The sequence below is a fragment of the Dickeya sp. CFBP 2040 genome (assembly GCF_012273755.1).
Lineage (GTDB): Bacteria > Pseudomonadota > Gammaproteobacteria > Enterobacterales > Enterobacteriaceae > Dickeya > Dickeya poaceiphila.
In genome coordinates, this window is the sequence record NZ_JAAVXH010000087.1 from 93,257 (window position 1) to 112,785 (window position 19,529).

At 55.2% G+C, this 19,529-nt stretch carries 18 protein-coding genes; 11 read left to right on the forward strand and 7 right to left on the reverse strand.

Annotation, left to right across the window (positions count from 1 at the left end; translation table 11 throughout):
* Window positions 1-24: 24 nt before the first annotated feature.
* Window positions 25-450: a nitric oxide-sensing transcriptional repressor NsrR gene (gene nsrR / locus Dpoa2040_RS12160; protein ID WP_168641404.1), complete on the reverse strand. Its 426-nt coding sequence runs from the start codon at window positions 448-450 to the stop codon at window positions 25-27.
* 362 nt (window positions 451-812) lie between these two features.
* On the opposite strand from nsrR, the gene Dpoa2040_RS12165 reads away from it, so the two are divergent.
* The gene (locus Dpoa2040_RS12165) at window positions 813-2,399 is read left to right on the forward strand and encodes a methyl-accepting chemotaxis protein (protein ID WP_168641405.1); all 1,587 of its coding nucleotides are present in this window, start codon (window positions 813-815) and stop codon (window positions 2,397-2,399) included.
* 84 nt (window positions 2,400-2,483) lie between these two features.
* Here Dpoa2040_RS12165 and Dpoa2040_RS12170 read toward each other — a convergent pair whose 3' ends face one another.
* The gene (locus tag Dpoa2040_RS12170) at window positions 2,484-2,642 is read right to left on the reverse strand and encodes a hypothetical protein (RefSeq protein WP_168641406.1); all 159 of its coding nucleotides are present in this window, start codon (window positions 2,640-2,642) and stop codon (window positions 2,484-2,486) included.
* Window positions 2,643-2,681: 39 nt separating this feature from the next.
* Between Dpoa2040_RS12170 and Dpoa2040_RS12175 the strand changes: the two genes are divergently transcribed.
* The 3 genes from Dpoa2040_RS12175 to Dpoa2040_RS12185 all read left to right on the forward strand — a co-directional run bounded on the left by Dpoa2040_RS12175 (window position 2,682) and on the right by Dpoa2040_RS12185 (window position 7,410).
* The gene (locus Dpoa2040_RS12175) at window positions 2,682-3,623 is read left to right on the forward strand and encodes a CdaR family transcriptional regulator (RefSeq protein ID WP_168641407.1); all 942 of its coding nucleotides are present in this window, start codon (window positions 2,682-2,684) and stop codon (window positions 3,621-3,623) included.
* On the forward strand, window positions 3,620-4,867 hold the full coding sequence (codA, locus tag Dpoa2040_RS12180) for a cytosine deaminase (RefSeq protein ID WP_168641408.1): 1,248 nt from the start codon (window positions 3,620-3,622) through the stop codon (window positions 4,865-4,867). Before Dpoa2040_RS12175 ends, codA begins: the two co-directional genes overlap by 4 nt.
* A 470-nt stretch (window positions 4,868-5,337) precedes the next feature.
* The gene (locus Dpoa2040_RS12185; protein ID WP_246867294.1) at window positions 5,338-7,410 is read left to right on the forward strand and encodes a bifunctional diguanylate cyclase/phosphodiesterase; all 2,073 of its coding nucleotides are present in this window, start codon (window positions 5,338-5,340) and stop codon (window positions 7,408-7,410) included.
* Between the two features lie 39 nt (window positions 7,411-7,449).
* Here the strand turns inward: Dpoa2040_RS12185 and Dpoa2040_RS12190 are convergent, their stop codons facing one another.
* Complete coding sequence (locus tag Dpoa2040_RS12190; protein ID WP_168641409.1) at window positions 7,450-8,472, reverse strand: type IV pilus twitching motility protein PilT; 1,023 nt, start codon at window positions 8,470-8,472, stop codon at window positions 7,450-7,452.
* 22 nt (window positions 8,473-8,494) lie between these two features.
* Here Dpoa2040_RS12190 and Dpoa2040_RS12195 point away from each other — a divergent pair, with 22 nt between their 5' ends.
* The 6 genes from Dpoa2040_RS12195 to hemW are packed head-to-tail and all read left to right on the forward strand — an operon-like array spanning window position 8,495 to window position 12,744.
* Window positions 8,495-9,232: a YggS family pyridoxal phosphate-dependent enzyme gene (locus Dpoa2040_RS12195; RefSeq protein WP_210423920.1), complete on the forward strand. Its 738-nt coding sequence runs from the start codon at window positions 8,495-8,497 to the stop codon at window positions 9,230-9,232.
* Between the two features lie 33 nt (window positions 9,233-9,265).
* A complete protein-coding gene (proC, locus tag Dpoa2040_RS12200; RefSeq protein ID WP_168641410.1) occupies window positions 9,266-10,087 on the forward strand; it encodes a pyrroline-5-carboxylate reductase in 822 nt (273 codons plus the stop codon).
* Between the two features lie 42 nt (window positions 10,088-10,129).
* Complete coding sequence (locus Dpoa2040_RS12205; protein WP_168641411.1) at window positions 10,130-10,684, forward strand: YggT family protein; 555 nt, start codon at window positions 10,130-10,132, stop codon at window positions 10,682-10,684.
* A complete protein-coding gene (gene yggU, locus Dpoa2040_RS12210) occupies window positions 10,681-10,971 on the forward strand; it encodes a DUF167 family protein YggU (protein WP_042872605.1) in 291 nt (96 codons plus the stop codon). The genes Dpoa2040_RS12205 and yggU overlap by 4 nt, the downstream gene beginning before the upstream one ends.
* Before the next feature lie 47 nt (window positions 10,972-11,018).
* Entirely contained in the window at window positions 11,019-11,612 is a 594-nt protein-coding gene (locus Dpoa2040_RS12215) for an XTP/dITP diphosphatase (RefSeq protein ID WP_168641412.1), read from the forward strand.
* A complete protein-coding gene (gene hemW, locus Dpoa2040_RS12220; protein ID WP_168641580.1) occupies window positions 11,605-12,744 on the forward strand; it encodes a radical SAM family heme chaperone HemW in 1,140 nt (379 codons plus the stop codon). Before Dpoa2040_RS12215 ends, hemW begins: the two co-directional genes overlap by 8 nt.
* A gap of 40 nt (window positions 12,745-12,784) precedes the next feature.
* Here the strand turns inward: hemW and Dpoa2040_RS12225 are convergent, their stop codons facing one another.
* Window positions 12,785-14,212 carry a diguanylate cyclase gene (locus Dpoa2040_RS12225; RefSeq protein ID WP_168641413.1) on the reverse strand — a complete coding sequence of 476 codons (1,428 nt, stop codon included), beginning with the start codon at window positions 14,210-14,212 and terminating at the stop codon, window positions 12,785-12,787.
* 214 nt (window positions 14,213-14,426) lie between these two features.
* Between Dpoa2040_RS12225 and Dpoa2040_RS12230 the strand changes: the two genes are divergently transcribed.
* The gene (locus Dpoa2040_RS12230; protein WP_371810655.1) at window positions 14,427-14,543 is read left to right on the forward strand and encodes an entericidin A/B family lipoprotein; all 117 of its coding nucleotides are present in this window, start codon (window positions 14,427-14,429) and stop codon (window positions 14,541-14,543) included.
* Window positions 14,544-14,712: 169 nt separating this feature from the next.
* On the opposite strand, the gene Dpoa2040_RS12235 is transcribed toward Dpoa2040_RS12230, so the two are convergent.
* Genes Dpoa2040_RS12235 through aas form a run of 3 tightly spaced genes read right to left on the reverse strand, consistent with a single transcriptional unit; the run spans window position 14,713 to window position 18,622 of the window.
* On the reverse strand, window positions 14,713-15,168 hold the full coding sequence (locus Dpoa2040_RS12235) for a GNAT family N-acetyltransferase (protein WP_042872611.1): 456 nt from the start codon (window positions 15,166-15,168) through the stop codon (window positions 14,713-14,715).
* Window positions 15,169-15,179: 11 nt separating this feature from the next.
* Window positions 15,180-16,427 carry a lysophospholipid transporter LplT gene (gene lplT / locus Dpoa2040_RS12240; RefSeq protein ID WP_168641414.1) on the reverse strand — a complete coding sequence of 416 codons (1,248 nt, stop codon included), beginning with the start codon at window positions 16,425-16,427 and terminating at the stop codon, window positions 15,180-15,182.
* A complete protein-coding gene (gene aas / locus Dpoa2040_RS12245; protein WP_168641415.1) occupies window positions 16,424-18,622 on the reverse strand; it encodes a bifunctional acyl-ACP--phospholipid O-acyltransferase/long-chain-fatty-acid--ACP ligase in 2,199 nt (732 codons plus the stop codon). Before aas ends, lplT begins: the two co-directional genes overlap by 4 nt.
* Window positions 18,623-19,529 lie beyond the last annotated feature (907 nt).

Sequence of the window (19,529 nt, forward strand, 5' to 3'; positions counted from 1 at the left end):
TCATCAGCAGTTGGCTGAACAGGCTTAATCAACCAGAAGTAATTTATAGAGGGGCGGATTTTCTTCCACCATATCGGCGAGCGTATAATTATCCAGTTCTTTCAGGAAATTCTGTACCGCCTGATGCAAGGCTTGCTTTAAACGGCAGGCGGGGGTGATATGACAAAACTCCTTGCTACAGTTAACCAGAGAGAGCGGCTCCAATTCCCGCACCACATCGCCAATGCGGATAGCAGACGGATCGCGTCCCAATCGGATGCCGCCATTTTTACCGCGTACGGCCATAACCAACCCGGCATGACTCAGTTGATTGATTATCTTCACCATATGATTGCGTGACACGCCATACACTTCAGTGACTTCTGAAATGCTGGTCATTTTGCCCTCCGGCAGTGACGCCATATAAATCAGCGCTCGCAAACCATAATCTGTAAAACTTGTTAACTGCACAGAAACCTCGGAAACCTTGCCGGATATTCATTCGACTGCCCCGGAAAACGCGGACCAGAACTGGGATGGCGCTCGCCAGCCAAGGCATCGGCCCATTATGTTCATTTTTTATCAGCAGATGATAAACCAGTGATCAGCGCCGGGCGAATTTATTTAGCGCCATTTGATCTTCCCTAAAGATTAATTCCCCGAATATATATATTTCTATTCACAAAATATAAGAGAATCTCACTTTTTAACGAACTATTTCATCTGCTATGTTCTGAACAAAATTACCCCTACAGCACCTTAACGTACGGCGAGCCATAAACAGGCTTTGTCAGTGGTTTTTTGTTCTCTGCACACACATAGGAAATGGAACCATGCGTTTAAAAAATATCTCCATCCGTACCGGTCTGCTGACGCTGCTGGCCGTTATCACCCTGTTATTACTGCTGGTCAGCGGTATGGGGATTCAGGCTATCAATAAGAGCCGCGCTTCCCTGACGTCGCTCAACCAGATCCAGGGTGAACAGTTGGGCGCGTTGATGAATGGTTATAACCTGACGTTACGTGCCAGAGCGTCCGCTACGCTGGCGGTACGTAAAATAGAAATCGGGTTGCTGGACGTAGGCGCCAAAGAAACGGATAAATTGGACAGCTACGTACAACAATCCGACAAGGAAATTCGCCAGTTCAGCAGTGTGGAAACCACGAGCGAACCAGAACAGAAACTGGCGCAACAGGTGTTGAAAAGTTATCAGGATTACCTGAACCAGGGGCTAAAACCGATGTTAGACGCCCTGAAAAGACAGTACACCGACGAATATTACACCTTGCTGGAAAACAATCTGACCCCGCTTAGCGATGCGTTTGATAAATCCATCCAGAATTTCCGCAGCTACTCCCAACAACTCTCCGCACAACACATCCAACAGGCCAATAGCAACGAACAGTTAATGCTGATGCTGATCGGGTTTGCCTGTTTGTTATCTTTGCTGCTGGTGCTGCTGGGTTGGTTGGCATTGCGCCACATGCTGCTCAAACCGCTGGACAACGCTATTGAGCAACTGGAGCACGTGGCTTCCGGTGATTTGACCCGCCGCGTTACGCCTGCGGGCAACAATGAACTGGGGCGGCTGAACGATGCCATCGAGCGTATGCAACTGGCGTTGCTGAATTCAGTCGGTCAGGTACGTGACGCCAGTTATCAGATTGATCAAGGCAGTCGTGAACTATTCAGCGGTAACCGCCATCTGGCAGAACGCACCGAGGAGTCGGTCGCGGCGCTGGAGCAGACAGCCGCCAGCCTGGAAGAACTGAGTGCGACGGTTAAACGCAATGCCGATAACGCTGAACTGGCCCACCAGTTGACCAATCAGGTTTCCGACACCACGGATCGCGGCAATGAATCCGTTAACTATGTGGTGGAGAAAATGCGTGAAATCGCCACCAGCGCCAAACGCATCAGCGATATTCTCGGCGTTATCGACGGCATTGCCTTCCAGACCAACATTCTGGCGCTCAACGCCGCCGTGGAAGCCGCCCGCGCCGGTGAGCAGGGCAAAGGTTTTGCCGTGGTCGCAGGCGAAGTGCGGAATCTGGCGCAGCACAGCGCCCAGGCCGCCAAAGAGATCCGCACGCTGATTCTGGACTCTCAGTCCCATGTGTCGCAAGGGCTGGATCTGGCGGCCAAAGCGGGTGAAACCATGGACGACGTAGCGGAAGAGATCAACCGCATCACCAGCCTGATGAAAGAGATCTCCTACGCCTCTCAGGAACAGCATCGCGGCATTGAACAGGTGAATATCGCCTTCACCCAGATTGACAAAGTAGCCCAGCAGAATGCTTCGCTGGTCAAGGCATCGACCGACACTACCCAATCGCTGGAAGAGCAGTCTCGCCAGTTGGTGCAGGCAATGGCGATGTTCCGTATTAAAGAGCATACGCCTCTGCTGCAAACACGCTGATTCCCCCTCTGCTTCGGCAGTGGCCATCACGGCCACTGCCGTTTCTTAGTCTTAGCGCCCCGTCTTCTCGATCGTCCGACAGCGTCACACTTGCGGTACATAACACAGCACAACGCACAGCAAACGGGCATGACATGCCATATTTTGACGCCAAATCATGCAGCCTGCACAGGATTGCCCCCCCATCACCGCACCGCCGCTCACAGCAAAACCGGCACGTTTCTTGCTGCGTTTCACAGACATTGCCGTTTCCCCTATCGGGACAAAGTCAGAGGGATCATCATGTCGGCATCTCATCACAGGAAGGTGTTTTATCGTCATAGCGAAAGCGACCGGGATAAATGGCGCAGCGATATTCTGCTCCAGTTGCTGACCAGCGACTCACTGGATCTGCCGCTTATTTATCTGCGCGCCGCCCGGTTGCAATGGCCGCTGGACCAGCCGCACCGGGTGATAGCATGGCGCTTATGCGACATAGCCTCCTTGTTTTCTTCACCTCATGACGCTTGCCCGGAAGCACAAACTTACCCAGAAGCACAACTGCATGGGGCGCACCAGCAGTTGCAGCAACAGCTACAGGAACTAATGCCCGACGCCCTGCCGCCGGTCACGCTCGGTGATCTATGGCTTACGGTGTTACAGGCCAACAGTCCGCTGCTGCAACAACAGCATCATGGGCTTGCGGCATTCCGCCAGGCCGTCAACGCCGATATCGCGCCACTGACGTTGCACGGCGGGATATCCGGCCCGGTCAGCACGGCCTCGCACTACCGGCGCGGACTCAACGAAGCCAGACAAGCGCTGAACGCCGCTGCGGCTATGCGGCCTGAAACCGGCTTGTGCGACTACACTGAACTAGGGGTGCTGCAATTGCTGAACGCCGTCAACGACCCGGCATTGCTCACCCGATTTATGCACAACATACTGGACAATCTGATGGAAAATAGCCGCAAATCACCTTATTTGCTGATTGAAACGCTGGATGCGGTATTGCAGGAAAACAGCAATCTGCTCAAAGCCGCCGAGCGACTGGACATCCATCGCAATACACTGCATCAACGTCTGCAACGTATTGAACAGCTGTCGGGCAGCAGCCTGAATGACCCGTTGTTTCGCCTCAGCGCTACCGTTGCACTGTTAATCTGGCGACTGTCCGGTTCACCGACGCAGGAAACCGCCATACCGCTGTTCAATATCCTCCCACAGGAACAGGAGTCGTTATGAAGATTATCAACGCTGCGTTGCGTCATCAGGCTGGGTTTTACACGCTGCAACTTCACAACGGCCTGATTGCTGCGATAGATGTCCAACCCACTATGCTGCCCACCACGCCGGACGCCATTGATGCCGCCGGGCAACTGGTCATCCCACCGCTGGTAGAGCCGCACATTCATCTTGATGCCGTCCTGACCGCAGGCGAGCCGGAATGGAACATGAGTGGCACGCTGTTTGAAGGGATTGAGCGCTGGAGCCAGCGCAAAGCCACGATTACCCGCGAAGACACCCGGCGTCGTGCTCATACGGCGATCGGTATGCTGCGCGACCACGGCATCCAGCACGTTCGCACTCATGTCGATGTTACCGATCCATCGCTGGCGGCGCTGGAAGCGATGCTGGACGTCAAAGACGAAGTAAAAGATCTGATCGACCTGCAAATCGTCGCTTTTCCGCAAGAGGGCATCGACTCATACCCGGAAGGCCGCCAGTTGATGGAGCGCGCCATCACGCTGGGTGCCGACGTGGTCGGTGGCATTCCTCATTTTGAAAACACCCGCGAACAAGGGGTCAGCTCGGTGAAGTTTCTGATGGATCTGGCGGAGCGTACCGGTTGTCTGGTCGATGTACATTGCGACGAAACCGACGATCCACACTCACGTTTTCTGGAGGTGCTGGCAGAGGAGGCGCGGGTGCGGGATATGGGAGCGCGCGTCACCGCCAGCCACACCGTAGCCATGGGGTCTTATGACAACGCTTACTGCTCAAAACTGTTCCGTCTGCTACGGCGTTCGGGCATTAGCTTCGTGTCGTGTCCAACCGAAAGCATCCACCTGCAAGGCCGATTCGACAGCTTCCCCAAACGCCGCGGCGTCACCAGGGTAGCCGAACTGGACCGCGCCGGCATGAACGTCTGCTTCGGACAGGATTCCATCAAAGATCCATGGTATCCGCTCGGCAACGGCAACATTCTGCGTATTCTCGACGCCGGGCTACATATCTGCCACATGATGGGGTACCAGGACCTGCAACGCTGTCTTGATTTCGTCACCGACAACAGCGCCAAGGCACTGCATCTGGGCGAACGCTATGGTCTCGCCGTTGGCCGCCCGGCCAACCTACTGATTCTGGATGCGGAAAACGACTACGACGCCGTGCAGCGTCAGGCTAAAGCGCGGTTGTCCATCCGCCACGGGCGTATCATCATGCAGCGCGACCCTGAACGCGTACGCTATCCCTCCATGCTGCAATAACCACCTGCCGCAATAGCGCAAAATAGCCGCTATAGCGCAATAAACGGGAAAGACACGATTGGGTGATGGAAAATCATCACCCTTTTCCAAGAAGATACATTGACCACACGCGTAGGCAGCCCACCGTACATCATCTTCTGTTTTTCTCTAAACCCACTTTTTTTCCTTAATTCAATACAGACTTCTCAGAAGTTGCTGTCAGTGGTCGATAATTTCTCTGTCAGGACAGTTTCTGCAAAATGAGCTAAAAGAAAATGAATGAGACAAACACCTTCATCGAAACGGAACGACGGCAGCGCTTATGGCCAGTTTGATGCATACAGAAAGATTCACATTAAAAATAATAAATTAACCACAAGACGCAGCGTACAAACCAGACTCGCGTACCATCCATCGGCTGGCGGCATGGCAACACGATTACCCGTCAGTCAACACGGTTTGTCACAAAAGCAGCATCAATGATGAGGTGAATGATGACAGGTTATCCATGGAATTCAGAAAGTCTGTTTCAGGCCATTCTTGACCGCTGCCCGGTAGGTATTGCCGTTATCAATTACGACGGAAATTATGTCACCGTCAACCCAGCCTATAGCGCCATCTATGGGTATACCCAGGAAGAAATGATTAACCACTCCTTTACCATGGTTTTTCCAGAGTCCGCCCGCGAATCCGTACTGGCTCGTCATCAGTTATTTCTGAATGAAGGCAGCACGCTGGGGGGAGAATGGACTGTGGTTCGCCATGATGGTGCCGTTATTACTGTTTGGTCAGAATCCGTCCCTTTTGCGCAGCATGGGCACAGGGCGGACCGACTGGTATACGTGCTTGATATTACCGAGCGTCAAAAAGCACGAGAACAGATGAAGATTGCCGCCACAGTCTATGAAAGCAGTCAGGAAGCCATCATCGTTATTGGTACCAATAATCAAGTGATTGCCATCAACCCAGCGTTCACCCACCTGACCGGGTATAGCCCAGCCGAAATAGTCGGGCAACCTTCGCACATGTTTAGATCCGACCAGCACGATGACGATTTCTATAACGCCATGGGGCGTACCTTGAACGAAGAAGGGTTGTGGATCGGTGAAATGTGGGATCGCAAAAAAGATGGCACTCCCTACCTCAAAGAGCTGACGATTAATGTAGTCAAAGACGCAGCAGGCACGCCGTTAAGTTATGTCGGCATGTTTTCCGACATCACACAGCGCAAAAAGCAGGAGGAACTGATCTGGCGACAGGCCAACTATGACGCGGTGACCACGCTGCCAAACCGGCATATGTTTCAGGATAAGCTTGAGCGAGCGGTTGAATGCGCTAAACGTACCGGACGCCCAATGGCACTGATGCTGATTGACCTTGACCATTTCAAATCGGTCAATGACAGCCTGGGACACAGTGCCGGCGATGCGCTGCTCTTTGCGGTTTCAAACCGCATTACCGATTATATTCAGGGGGCTGATACTATCGCCCGTTTGGGGGGCGACGAATTTGCGATCATCTTGTCTGATCTGCTCCGCACCGATGATTGCGAACGTATAGCCAAAACCCTGTTGGAACATCTGGCACGCCCGTTCAATATCGACGGAGAAAGCATGTTGGTTTCAGCGAGCATCGGTATTGCCTTATTTCCCAACGATAGCGACACGTTGGAAGGGTTGTTCAAAAATGCCGATCAGGCCATGTATGCCGCCAAAGGAGCCGGGCGCAACTGTTTTAATTACTACACTCCTGCCTTACAACAGGCGGCACGCGCCCGTTTACGTCTGACCAACGATTTGCGTGATGCCATCCAGTGCGACCAATTCGAAGTGTATTACCAACCCATCATCGAACTGGCAAGCAACAACGTAGTCAAAGCCGAAGCGCTGGTGCGCTGGCATCATCCCACACGCGGTATGGTCAGCCCGGCGGAGTTTATTCCTCTTGCCGAGGATACCGGCCTGATTGTGCCACTCGGTGACTGGGTCGCCCGGCAGGCCATCACCCAACTGGCACAGTGGCGTAAAACATTCGACCCGAATTTCCAAATCGCCATCAACCAGTCACCAATCCAATTGCGCAGCAAAGACTTCTCTGACATGAGCTGGGTCCAGGAACTGGAGCGACACGGGCTGGACGGAAGCGCCGTGATCATCGAAATCACAGAAGGTTTGCTGTTGAATGCCGAACTGCGGGTCAACAACAACCTGCATCTGTTTCGTGACACCGGCATCCAGATCGCCATTGATGATTTCGGGACCGGGTATTCCTCACTCGCCTATCTCAGAAAATTCGACATTGATTGCCTGAAAATTGATCGCTCCTTTGTTGAGGATATCGATGGTGTCGGGTTTGAACTCTGTGTGGCGATTATCGCCATGGCGCACAGCCTTGGCCTCAAAGTGGTGGCGGAAGGGATTGAAACACAGCAACAGTGCGACACCCTCGCCCGCATCGGTTGCGACTATGCTCAGGGTTTTCTGTTTTCGCGCCCGGTGCCCGCTCCTGAGTTTACGGCGATGCTACAAACCATAGCCGACACTGCTGTGGCGAAGTCGGACTAAACACCGCAACACGCCAAGCCGAGAGATGAGCTGATGCCTTTATGATGATGCGCCGTCAGGCGCATCCTCCGGCAACACGCCTTCCCGATACCGCTGCTGATAGCTCTGCTCAAAGGTTTGCATCCCCACCTGACTGCCGGTTTGCAGCACACTGGTCAACTGGTGAGTTTTGCCTTCGCGGATCAGGTTGCTGACCGCGGGCGTAGCAGTCAGTACCTCAAACAGTGCCACGCGTCCGCCTTGCACCCCCGGTACTAATTTCTGCGCCACCACCGCCTGCAAACTCGCAGCCAGTTGCGCACGCACAAACGCTTTCTCCTCGGCAGGGAACACATCGACTAACCGATCCACCGCCTGTACAGCCCGCCGGGTATGCAGCGTAGCCAGTACCAGGTGACCGGTTTCCGCCGCCGTCAGCGCCAGTCGAATCGTCTCGCTGTCGCGCAGCTCACCGAGCAACAGCACGTCCGGGTCTTCACGCAACGCGGCTCGCAACGCACTGGCGAACCCTTCGCTGTGACGGCCCATTTCCCGCTGTTGGATCAGGCAGCGCGTGCTGGTATGCAGGAACTCTATCGGGTCTTCCAGCGTAATGATGTGGCAAGCACGGCGTTGATTAAGTTCGGCTATCATCGCTGCCAGCGTGGTGGATTTACCGCTGCCGGTCGCCCCCGTCACCAGAATCAGGCCATCGGTGCAGGTGACCAGATCCGCTATCACCGGCGGCGCACCCAGCGCCTGCAAATCAGGCTGATGTTGCGGGATCAAGCGTAGTGCTGCCGACAAACCGTGACGCTGCATAAACAGGTTTGCCCGTAACCGCTGACCTTCCGGCAGCGTCAGCGCACAGTCGGTCTGCCCGTATTGGCGCAGTTGCTGATCGCAGGCCGGGTCCAGCCAACTGCGGCACCACTGCTCCAGCTCAGCGTTGTGCAACGGCGGCTGGGCGACATCCGTCACCAGTTGACCGTCGATACGCCACACCGGCGGGTGACCGCTACACAGGTGCAGATCGGATACATTCTGTTTTACACTAGCGCTCACCCATTCACTCACATCCATTGATTGGCCTCCTTAAATCACTATGACGATGACACCGGTAGCGACGATATCGACAGTTCAGCAAAATCTACAGGACGTCCGGCAGAAAATCTCAGCGGCGGCGCAACGTTGTGGCCGTGCTTCAGAAGAGATTACATTGCTTGCCGTCAGCAAAACCAAACCTGTGAGCGCGCTCGAAGAAGCTATTGCAGCCGGACAACGGGCGTTTGGCGAAAACTATGTACAGGAAGGCGTGGATAAGATCCTTCATTTTCAGGCCGCCCAGCCGGATACCGTGTTGGAATGGCATTTTATCGGGCCGTTGCAGTCGAATAAGAGCCGCCTGGTGGCAGAGCATTTCGACTGGTGTCACACCATCGACCGACTGCGCATCGCCCAGCGACTGAACGAACAGCGCCCGGCACATCTGCCGCCGCTCAACGTGCTGTTACAGGTCAATATCAGTCAGGAAGCGAGCAAGTCCGGCATGATGGCCAGCGACCTGCCGGAACTGGCAGCCAGCGTGGCGCGGTTGCCGAATCTGCGGCTACGTGGGTTGATGGCGATCCCCGCACCGGAAACGGATCACACCCGTCAACTGGCGGTATTTCGTCAAATGACCGAACTTTTTCTGCAACTGAAAGTGGATTATGGCACTTTGGATACCTTGTCGATGGGAATGACCGACGACATGGCCGCCGCTATTGAAGCAGGCAGCACACTGGTGCGGATCGGCACCGCGATTTTTGGCGCACGTGATTACCACTCACCCACCAGTTAACCTTAACGGACAGATAAGAACAGCGAGAATCTGATGGAACACCGTAAAATAGCCTTTATCGGCGCGGGCAATATGGCGCAGGCGATCATCGCCGGTCTGATGGCAGGCGGTTATCCGGCCAGCCACATCAGCGTCAGCGCACCGTCCGCCACCCACCGGGACACACTGGCCGCCCGCTATGGCATTACCAGCCTGAGCGACAATGTCGCCTGCGCCCGTGATGCCGCGGTTGTGGTGCTGGCGGTTAAACCGCAACTGATGGCCGAGGTTTGCGGGGAGCTGGCACAGCAGGTAGATTTCAGCGGTAAACTGGTGCTGTCAATCGCCGCCGGCGTCAGCGTCGCCCGGTTCCGCCAGTTATTGGGCGCATCGCTCAATATCGTACGTATTATGCCCAATACCCCGTCGCTGGTGGGCCAAGGCATGAGCGGTCTGTACGCGCCAGCCGAGGTTAGCGAAACTGATCGCGCGTTTGCCGCCGACCTGATGAACAGCGTTGGTAAGCTGTGTTGGGTCGCCGACGAGCCGCACATTAATGGCGTGATTGCTGCTGCCGGCAGCGCCCCCGCCTATTTTTTCCTGTTTATGGAAGCCATGCAGCAGGAAGCGATTCGTCAGGGATTCGACGCCAATACCGCCCGCCTGCTGGTGCAACAGGCGGCCAGCGGCGCGGCGGCGCTGGTGGAGGCAAGCCCGGATACGCCATTATCGACATTGCGGGAAAATGTGACTTCTAAAGGCGGCACCACCGCCGAGGCGCTACGCGTGTTCAACGAACGCCAGTTGGGACAGATTGTCGCTGATGCCATGCAGGCCGCCGTGCACCGTGCAAGAGAAATGGAATCGCTGTTTTGATGCCATCTGAAACATGACTTTAAATGAAGGAATGACTGTCTCATGCTTACCCTGACTTTTCTGGTCAAGACCCTGATTGACCTGTACGTAATGGTGTTGCTGCTGCGTATCTGGATGCAGTGGGCGCGCAGTGATTTTTACAACCCACTGGCCCAGTTCGTGGTGAAACTCACCCAACCGATCATCGGCCCGTTGCGCCGCATTATTCCGTCGCTGGGTCCGATAGACAGCGCCTCGCTGCTGCTGGCGTTTCTGCTTACCACGCTGAAATACCCGTTATTGTTGCTGATTCAGGTCGGCTCGCTGTCGCTCAGCCCGATCAACCTGCTGGTCGGACTACTGGCGCTGATTAAATCCGCCGGTTATCTGGTGTTCTGGGTCGTGATTGTCCGCTCGCTGATGAGCTGGGTCAGCCAGGGCCGCAGCCCGGTAGACTACATGCTGTATCAGTTGACCGAACCGCTGACAGGACCGTTGCGCCGCATTCTGCCATCAGCCGGCGGGTTGGATTTCTCGCCGATGATCGTCATTTTAGTGCTGTACCTGTTGAACTATCTCGGCATGGACTTTTTTCCGGGGCTGTGGTTCCTGCTGTGAGTGCCGTCAGTCGCTGTGAAGACGGGCTGGTGATTCGGCTGTATATTCAGCCGAAAGCCAGCCGGGACCAGATTATCGGGTTGCATGGCGACGAACTCAAAGTCGCCATCACCGCACCGCCGGTAGACGGCCAGGCCAACGCCCACCTGATCAAATTTCTTGCCAAACAGTTCCGTGTCGCCAAAAGCATGGTGACCATCGAAAAAGGGGAGCTTGGGCGCCACAAACAGATTAGAATCGTCAACCCGCAAGCCATCCCGACCGATGTCGCGGGCCTCATCGTCTGAGCCTATTCCCTGAACCAACACCCTGAAACAGATTGCAGGAACAACAGATGCAAAACGTGGTTTTAGCCACCGGCAATGCCGGTAAAGTGCGTGAACTCGCCGGTCTGCTGGCGGATTTCGGTCTTGACGTGGTGGCGCAAACCACGCTGGGCGTCGATTCCGCCGAAGAAACCGGTTTGACCTTTATCGAAAACGCCATTCTGAAAGCACGCCACGCCGCACGTGAAACCGGCCTGCCCGCCATCGCCGATGATTCGGGGCTGGCGGTCAACGCATTGGGTGGCGCACCGGGCATCTATTCCGCCCGCTATGCCGGGGAAGACGCCAGTGACCGGCAGAATCTGGACAAACTGCTGGTGGCGCTGGATAACGTACCGGACGAGCAGCGTCAGGCCAGCTTCCACTGCGTACTGGTGTATCTGCGCCATGCCGACGACCCCACGCCGCTGGTGTGCCATGGCAGTTGGCAGGGCATCATCACCCGTGCGCCTGTCGGCGAAGGCGGCTTCGGCTATGACCCGGTGTTCTTCGTGCCGCAACTCGGCAAAACCGCCGCAGAACTCAGCCGTGAAGAGAAAAACGCTCACTCCCACCGTGGTCAGGCGCTGCGCCAGTTACTGGATGCGCTGCGACATGCTTAATCTGCCGCCGCTCAGCCTGTACATCCACATTCCCTGGTGCGTGCAAAAGTGCCCTTACTGCGACTTCAACTCCCACGCGCTCAAAGGCGAGGTGCCGCACGACGATTATGTGGCACACCTGCTGGCGGATCTGGATGCTGACCTGCTTCTGGCGGGTGGTCGCCCCCTGCACAGCATTTTTATTGGCGGCGGCACACCAAGCCTGCTCAGCGCCGGGGCGATGCAACACGTGCTGGACGGCGTACGGGCGCGGTTACCACTAACGCCGGATGCGGAAATCACCATGGAAGCCAATCCCGGTACGGTGGAAGCCGACCGGTTTAGCGGCTACCAGCGGGCGGGCGTTAACCGAATATCCATCGGCGTACAGAGTTTCAGCCCGGATAAGCTAACGCGGCTGGGCCGCATCCACGGCCCGGAAGAGGCCAAACGCGCCGCTCGTCTGGCTGCTGGTCTGGGGTTACGCAGTTTCAATCTGGACCTGATGCACGGGCTGCCGGAACAATCGCTGGATGAAGCGCTGGACGATTTGCGTCAGGCGATAGCGCTCAACCCGCCGCACCTGTCCTGGTATCAGCTCACCATCGAGCCGAATACGCTGTTTGGCTCCAGGCCGCCAGTGCTGCCGGACGACGACGCACTGTGGGATATTTTCGAGCAAGGCCACCATTTGCTGAGCGACGCCGGCTATCAGCAGTATGAGACATCGGCCTACGCCAAACCGGGTTACCAGTGCCAGCATAATCTCAACTACTGGCGCTTCGGTGATTATCTGGGCATTGGATGCGGTGCACACGGCAAAATCACCTTCGCCGACGGCGCTATCGTGCGCACGGTGAAAACCCGCCACCCGCGAGGCTATATGCAGGGAAACTATCTGCAACAACGCAGCGAAGTCGCGCTGGCCGACCGGCCCTTCGAATTCTTTATGAACCGCTTGCGGCTGTTGGAACCCGCGCCGCGTACCGAGTTTACTGCCTACACCGGACTGCCGGAAAGCGTCATCAGAACACAACTGGATGCCGCGCTGGCGCAAGGTTACCTGACGGAAACCGGGCAGCACTGGCAGGTGACCGAGCACGGTAAGCTGTTTCTCAACTCGCTGCTGGAGCTATTTCTGGCGGAAGAATAAAAAGAGTGACCCGCTATGTTTGTCACAACGCTTATGTTTGTCACAACGCTTGCGGGTGAGCCGTTATCAGGCTGGCACAGCCTTCTGGTTCCGGCTCGCCTGCGCCCTCCACCCGATTGCGGCCCAAATGCTTAGCACGGTAAAGCGCCTGATCAGCATCATTGCTTAACTGCGTGATGCTGCAACCATCGCGGCCCGGCCTTGCTACCGCAACGCCAATGCTCACCGTCACCACCCCCTGTGACGACGCGCTATGAGGAATCGCCATCGACTCGACGGCCTGACGGCAGCGCTCCGCCAGCGACAACGCCAGTTGGTAGTCAGTTTGCGGCAATACCACAATAAACTCTTCGCCACCATAACGCCCCAGCAAGCATTCTGGTGATGGCAGTTGATCCGCCAGCGTTTTTACGACCGACTTAATGCAGGCATCACCCTGGCTATGGCCGTAGCTATCGTTGAAGCGCTTGAAGCGATCAATATCTATCATCAGTAACGACAAGGGCTGCCGGGTAGGCTCATGCTGTAGCCATAGTTGTTGATAACGTTCATCGACATAACGACGATTAGCAATACCCGTCAGAAAGTCGGTCTGTGCCAATACCTGCAACAATGTCTCGGACTGTTTGAGATCGGTAATATCAAGCATCGAACCATAAAACACGATGCCGTCGTCTTCCGGGTAAGGCGTTACCGCTTCGGCATGAATCCAGCGTATCTCGCCGTTTTCGGTACGGATGCGAAAATCACTGCGCCAGCTATGGTGCCGACCATCGTCACTGGCGTAATGATCGACGATATGCTCAAGATCTTCTTGCAGAATCATGTCTTGCAGCGGATGGCCGGGGCCGAACGGTAGGGCGGTCATTTCCTGCGGCGTCAGGCCCAACACACGGTCGGATACCGGGCTACAGTAGACAAATCGCAACTCATCGTCACGAATAAGAAACGTGTAGAGCACCGCCGGAACGCGTTGCAACAGCAGATTCATCATTTTTTGCTGTTGCTGTAGCTGCTCCAGCAACCGTTTACGTTCGGTAATATCAGTAATAATACTGAGGTAGCCCAGTAACGTCCCTTCAGGCAAGCGGACCTCATGAAAGCTCAACTCCCCCCAGAACGTCTCGCCATTTTTTTTCCGGTAACACCATGCAGAAAATTGCCGGTTATCGCGTAGCAGTTCTTGTGGCGACAGTTGACCCATTTCGCCCTGACGCAGCACTACCGTACTGGCATCACAACCGAGGACCTCGCTGGCGAGAAAACCAAACAACCGCTCTGCTCCCGAATTGAACAGCGTTATCTGATTATCCGGATCAGTGGAAATAATCGCCGCCTGCGTTGGGGCATTCATCAGCAACGAACTACAGGCCGATACAATTTGTCCGGCGCCCTCGATTGCAGGTATCGTTTGTTGTCGATGTTTTCTTGACCAAAACGCGTTTAACCAGCGAAACAGACCAGACATGACGCTCCTTGTAACTGAATAAACCGAACCGACATCCAACATCCTACGGCAGGGATACCATCAACCTGCCCGCAAACGCGGTTCAGCACAACTATCTAAGCTAACAGACTGACAAAGCATTGAATCGAAACTTGAGATTATGACAAAGTAAACACAGGATTTTCCCTATCCAGAATAAAACTCCACATCAAGGTAAACTACCATGAAAATTGTTATGTTACTGATCGCAACCGCCTTCATGGCAACCACGCTGAGCGGATGCAACACTGCTCGCGGCTTTGGTCAGGACATTCAGAAGCTAGGCAGCACCATTTCCCATTCCGCCAGTTGACTAACGCCAGACCAAACCAGCCCGACGACAGCCTGACCGAGGGCTGCGGCACACCATAGGCCAGCAGCGCCGCAACCGAACACTATGCCGCTGTACTCATGCTTCTGTACTACCTGCTTCTGTACTGCCTGCTTCTGTACTGCCTGCTACTGTACAACCTGCCGCCGCACTATCCCGCCGTTCGCATCGGTACATGGGGAATACCATCCTCATCATAACCGTCGCCACAGACCACAAAACCAAATTGCTGGTAGAAATGCTGCAAATGCGCCTGCGCGGAAAGATATTGCGCCCGCCCCGGCCAGTGTCGGGCGCAGACTGCTTGCGAATGCATCAATAACTGGTGCCCAAGCCGCTGACCACGTATCTCAGGGGCAACGACCACCCGGCCAATAGTCACGACATCTTGTCGATCATGAGGCGCCAGCAGCCGCGCGCAGGCCATTAATCTGCCGTTTTGCCAGGCCGTCACATGGCGATTGCCATCGACCAGATCCAGCCCATCCAAGTCCTGATAAACGCATTGCTGTTCCACCACAAACACCTGGTTGCGCAGGCGCAAAATGTCATACAACGCGTACGGATTCAGGTCTTTCACACCCCAGTCATGCCAAATCAGACTCATCGCTACTCCCGTTATTCACGCTCATCGGACGTATCCATGGCCGCAGATGTTGGCCGACGCCGCCGCTGAGTCACCTGCACCCAAACCCACAGTCCGGCAATCGCCAGTGCAAACAGCACGCCAAAGCCAACGCCTATCGCCAGTACCGGCACACCGAGCTTCACCGCCAGCGAGTAGAGCGCCAGCATCAACAACATGGCACCGTTTTCACCTAAATTCTGCACGGCAATAGCGTTACCTGCACCCACGCTTTCCCGACCGCGTTCCTGCAACAGCGCATTAAGCGGCACGATGAAAAAGCCGCCCAACGCCCCCAGCGCCAACAGGCAGGCGTAAGCACTCAGCAAATTATGCTGCAGGGTGAATACCCCCACCATAACGCCGATCAATACCCCGGCGGGCAAACAACGCCGCACGGTTTTCAGCATCACCAGTTTGCCCGCAGCGGCTGCGCCGACCACAATCCCCACCGCCACCATGGCGTTGAGCAGCGTCGGCGTCGAATTATCGTTGATACCCAGCGCCAGCGGCACCCACAGCACCAACAGGAAACGCAGCGTCACGCCCGCCCCCCAAAACATGCTGGTGCCGACCAGCGAAAAACGGGTTTCACCGTTGCGCCACAGTACACGGCAGGCGTCAAAGAATGATCGGGTCATGCGTACCGGACGCCAGGAAGCACCAGGGCGAGCGGCTGCCAATCGCGGAACCAGCAGGTTGGCGACCAGCGCGATGCCATAAGCCAGCGCACACACCGCCAGCGCACCATAGATGTGCCAGTCAGCCAGAACACCGCCGAATACCGAACCGATAAGAATGGCCGCGATGGTAGAGGCTTCCATCAGACCGTTGGCTTTCACCAACTGATCGCCACGGGTGATTTCGCCCAAAATACCGTACTTAGCCGGGGAATAGGCCGCTGCGCCCACCCCCACCAGCGTGTAGCCCAAAAACGGATTGCCCCCTAAGCAGATCAGCAACGCGCCGAGCAGTTTCAGGGCGTTGGCAAGCATCATCACCCGCCCTTTAGCGAAACTATCGGCGAACTGACCGACAAACGGCGCCAGTACAATATAGGCGGCGACAAACCCCATTTGCAGGAAGGGATGGCTCCAGTCGGGATACGCCAGCGATTTCACCAGCGCCAGCGTAGCGAACAGCAGCGCATTATCGCCGAAGGCGGAGAAAAACTGCGCGACCATCACCGCATTCATACCGCGGGAAAACAGCGACGACGAGGAAGACATCTGGTGACTCATGCATCATGCTCCGGTTGTGCGTCCGCAACGTCTTGCGCCGCATCGGCAGGCTGTTCCGCCAGTTGACGCAGCATAACGAAGTCCGGCTTGCCGCTGCCTAACAGCGGCAGATCTTTCAGATAACGAATATCGCGCGGCACCGCCAATTCCGGCACGCCGCTTACTCGCGCTTGCGTCAACAGGCGGTCGCGGGTCAGCGTAGCGTCGGTGGTAAACAGCACCAGCGCTTCTCCTTTGCTGCTGTCGCTGCGGGCGCTGGCAGCGTGTTGCGCCTGTGGCGACACCTGATTCGCCAGTTGCTCCACACTCTCCAGCGACACCATTTCTCCGGCCAGTTTGGCGAAACGCTTAACACGGCCAAGGATGGTGCAGAAACCCTGTTCATCAAAATCGACAATATCACCGGTGTCGTACCAGTTCGCTTCACGCCCCCCTTGTTCATTCTCCGCGGCGGGTGGTTCCAGCTCACCGGGGTTTTCCACCCGCAGATAGCCGCTCATCACGTTCGGCCCACGCAATTGCAGACGACCGCCGTGGTGGATACCCGGCACCGGAATCAATCTCGACTCCATGCCCGGCAGCAGTCGGCCAACGGAATGCAGTTTACAGGCCATCGGTACGTTGATAGCGACCACCGGCGCACACTCAGTCACACCGTAGCCTTCCAGAATGCGAATGCCGAATTTGTCCTGCCACAGGGTTCGCACCTGTTCAGACAGCTTTTCCGCACCGGCCACCACGTAACGCAGGCGGGCGAAATCATACGGGTGGGCGAAGCGCGCATAGTGCCCAAGAAAGGTGGAGGTACCGAACAGCACCGTGCAGTTACGGTCATACACCAGTTCCGGCACAATGCGGTAATGCAGTGGGCTTGGATAGAGGAATACCCGCGCGCCGGTCATCAGCGGCGTCAGCAGCCCGACTGTCAGCCCAAAGGCGTGGAACAGCGGCAATGCCGACATGAAACGGTCGCGCGGCGTGAAATCGGCCACGGTGCGAATCTGCTCTACGTTGGCCATCACACTGTTATGGGAGTGCACCACCCCTTTCGGGTGGCCTTCCGAACCAGAGGTGAACAGAATTACCGCCGCGTCGTCCGGCTGTTGCGGCTGCATAGCGCGCTTTGGTAACAACAGGTGGAACAAAATCCACAGTTTGTCCGACAGCGTGACGGTATTTTTCAAATCTTCCAGATAGACCCAGTTAGCCTCTTTCACCTGCTGTGGCAGGTGGGTCAGTTTGCCTTTCTCCAGAAACTGCCGCGAGGTGACGATGGTTTTGATCCGCGCTGCGATCATCGCGCTTTGAATCCCTTTCACCCCGGCAGTGTAATTCAGCATCGCCGGCACACGGCTACTGAGCGAGGCACCGAGAATCGCGGCGGCGGTAACCGTCGTATTGGGCAGCAACAACCCGACATGCTCACGCTCGCCGGTAAAGCGCTGCAGAATGCGCGCCACCCCAAGCGATTTTTTCAGCAAACCATGGTAGCTATCTTCGTTCAGGTTGATGTCTTCAATACAGGGCGAGTGGTAGCCATAACGATCACAGGCAGCCAGAAACGCCTGATACAACGTATGGCGCGGACGCACCGCCATACGTGCGTCCATCATGATGCGGTGCAGCGCCTCGCCGGCCAGTTCGCGGCGCTCACGCGACGACGGCGCTACCGGCATCGGTAACCGGGTTGGCGGCAGAAAGTGCAGAGAAAACCGAGGAAACAGCCGGCGGCGCAACACCCCACCCAGGCGGCCAAAATGGGTAAACTCCGGCCCTTCGATACGCACCGGCACCACCGCTGCGCCGGAACGGGCAGCGACGAACGCCGCCCCGCTGTAAATCTTCATCAGTGAACCGGTCACTGTGATACGCCCTTCCGGAAATACCACCACCGGGCGCCCCTGTTCCACCAGTCGAATCAACTGCTTGATAGCCAGAGGTTTGGTTGGGTCCAGCGGTAGAAAATCGACGTACGGCTTTAACAAACGCATCAGCCAATGTTCGGCAATACGAGAATAGACGGCAAACACCAGTTTGTTTTGCACCGGCAGAAACAGCGCCATCAACACGCCATCAAGGAATGAAACGTGGTTTGGGGTAATCAATACCCTCGACTGCTGGAAACTGCTTTCATCACCCGTGATCTGGATGCGATACAGGTGTTTCAGTATCCAGCGTAAAAAGGTATAAATCATCCCACCTCCCTAATTGTAAACAACAATGTATTGTAAACAACAATGCAGCCCGGTCTGGACTCACATGCCGCTCATTGTTCATGATCACCCCTGCGATCATTCACATTCACCACCGGAATAACCGCAATATCGGGACGACGCACACACCGCAACGACACATCATGTTAAAGGGTTCAACAATACCATAAACCGCATCAACACTAGTGATGAAAACGCTAACACAGCAACGAAGAAGGCGAGTAAAAAACAGCCCAAAATCATTAGGCTGCCGTGTAAAAAGAGCGGGTGGGTAATGGCTTCGCCCGACTGCATTATCCAGCGTGACGCCTTCTATACCCTAAATAATTCGAGTTGCAGCCAACACACCTGCGACTTGAAGTATGACGGGTATATTACTCATCGGGAAAAAACATCAGGTGGGCAATTAAAGATGGTGATTATTTTTGCTATTCTTATTCAGTGATATCTGAAAATAATATTGAGCGATATTTGGTATCTAATAAATCAATTGCGTCATTTGTTTTATATTACCTATATTATCGTCAAATTCAGTATTAGAAATTATCGAGCAAACAAACGACAAACGTAAGCCTCCGGCAACACCACCAAAACCACATTTTATCTTTTTAATCAAGGTCTTTTAGGGAAATGGGATTTATTTTTTATTAGTGACAAGCGTATTATTTTTAATCCTACAAGTCGCAAGCAAAAAAAAACCTACGCATCCGCGTAGGTCGGTGAAATTTTAATGGTTCAATGTGGAGAACACATCGATTGTCACCCATCAATACCTCTGGGACTTGTTACTTTAAAGAGAGTCCCCCTGAATCACTAGCTCATAATCGAAAGATAAACGCTCTAAGTGCAACCAACTGTAAAATTCTCGAATGAGCTGTAATAAAGCGGT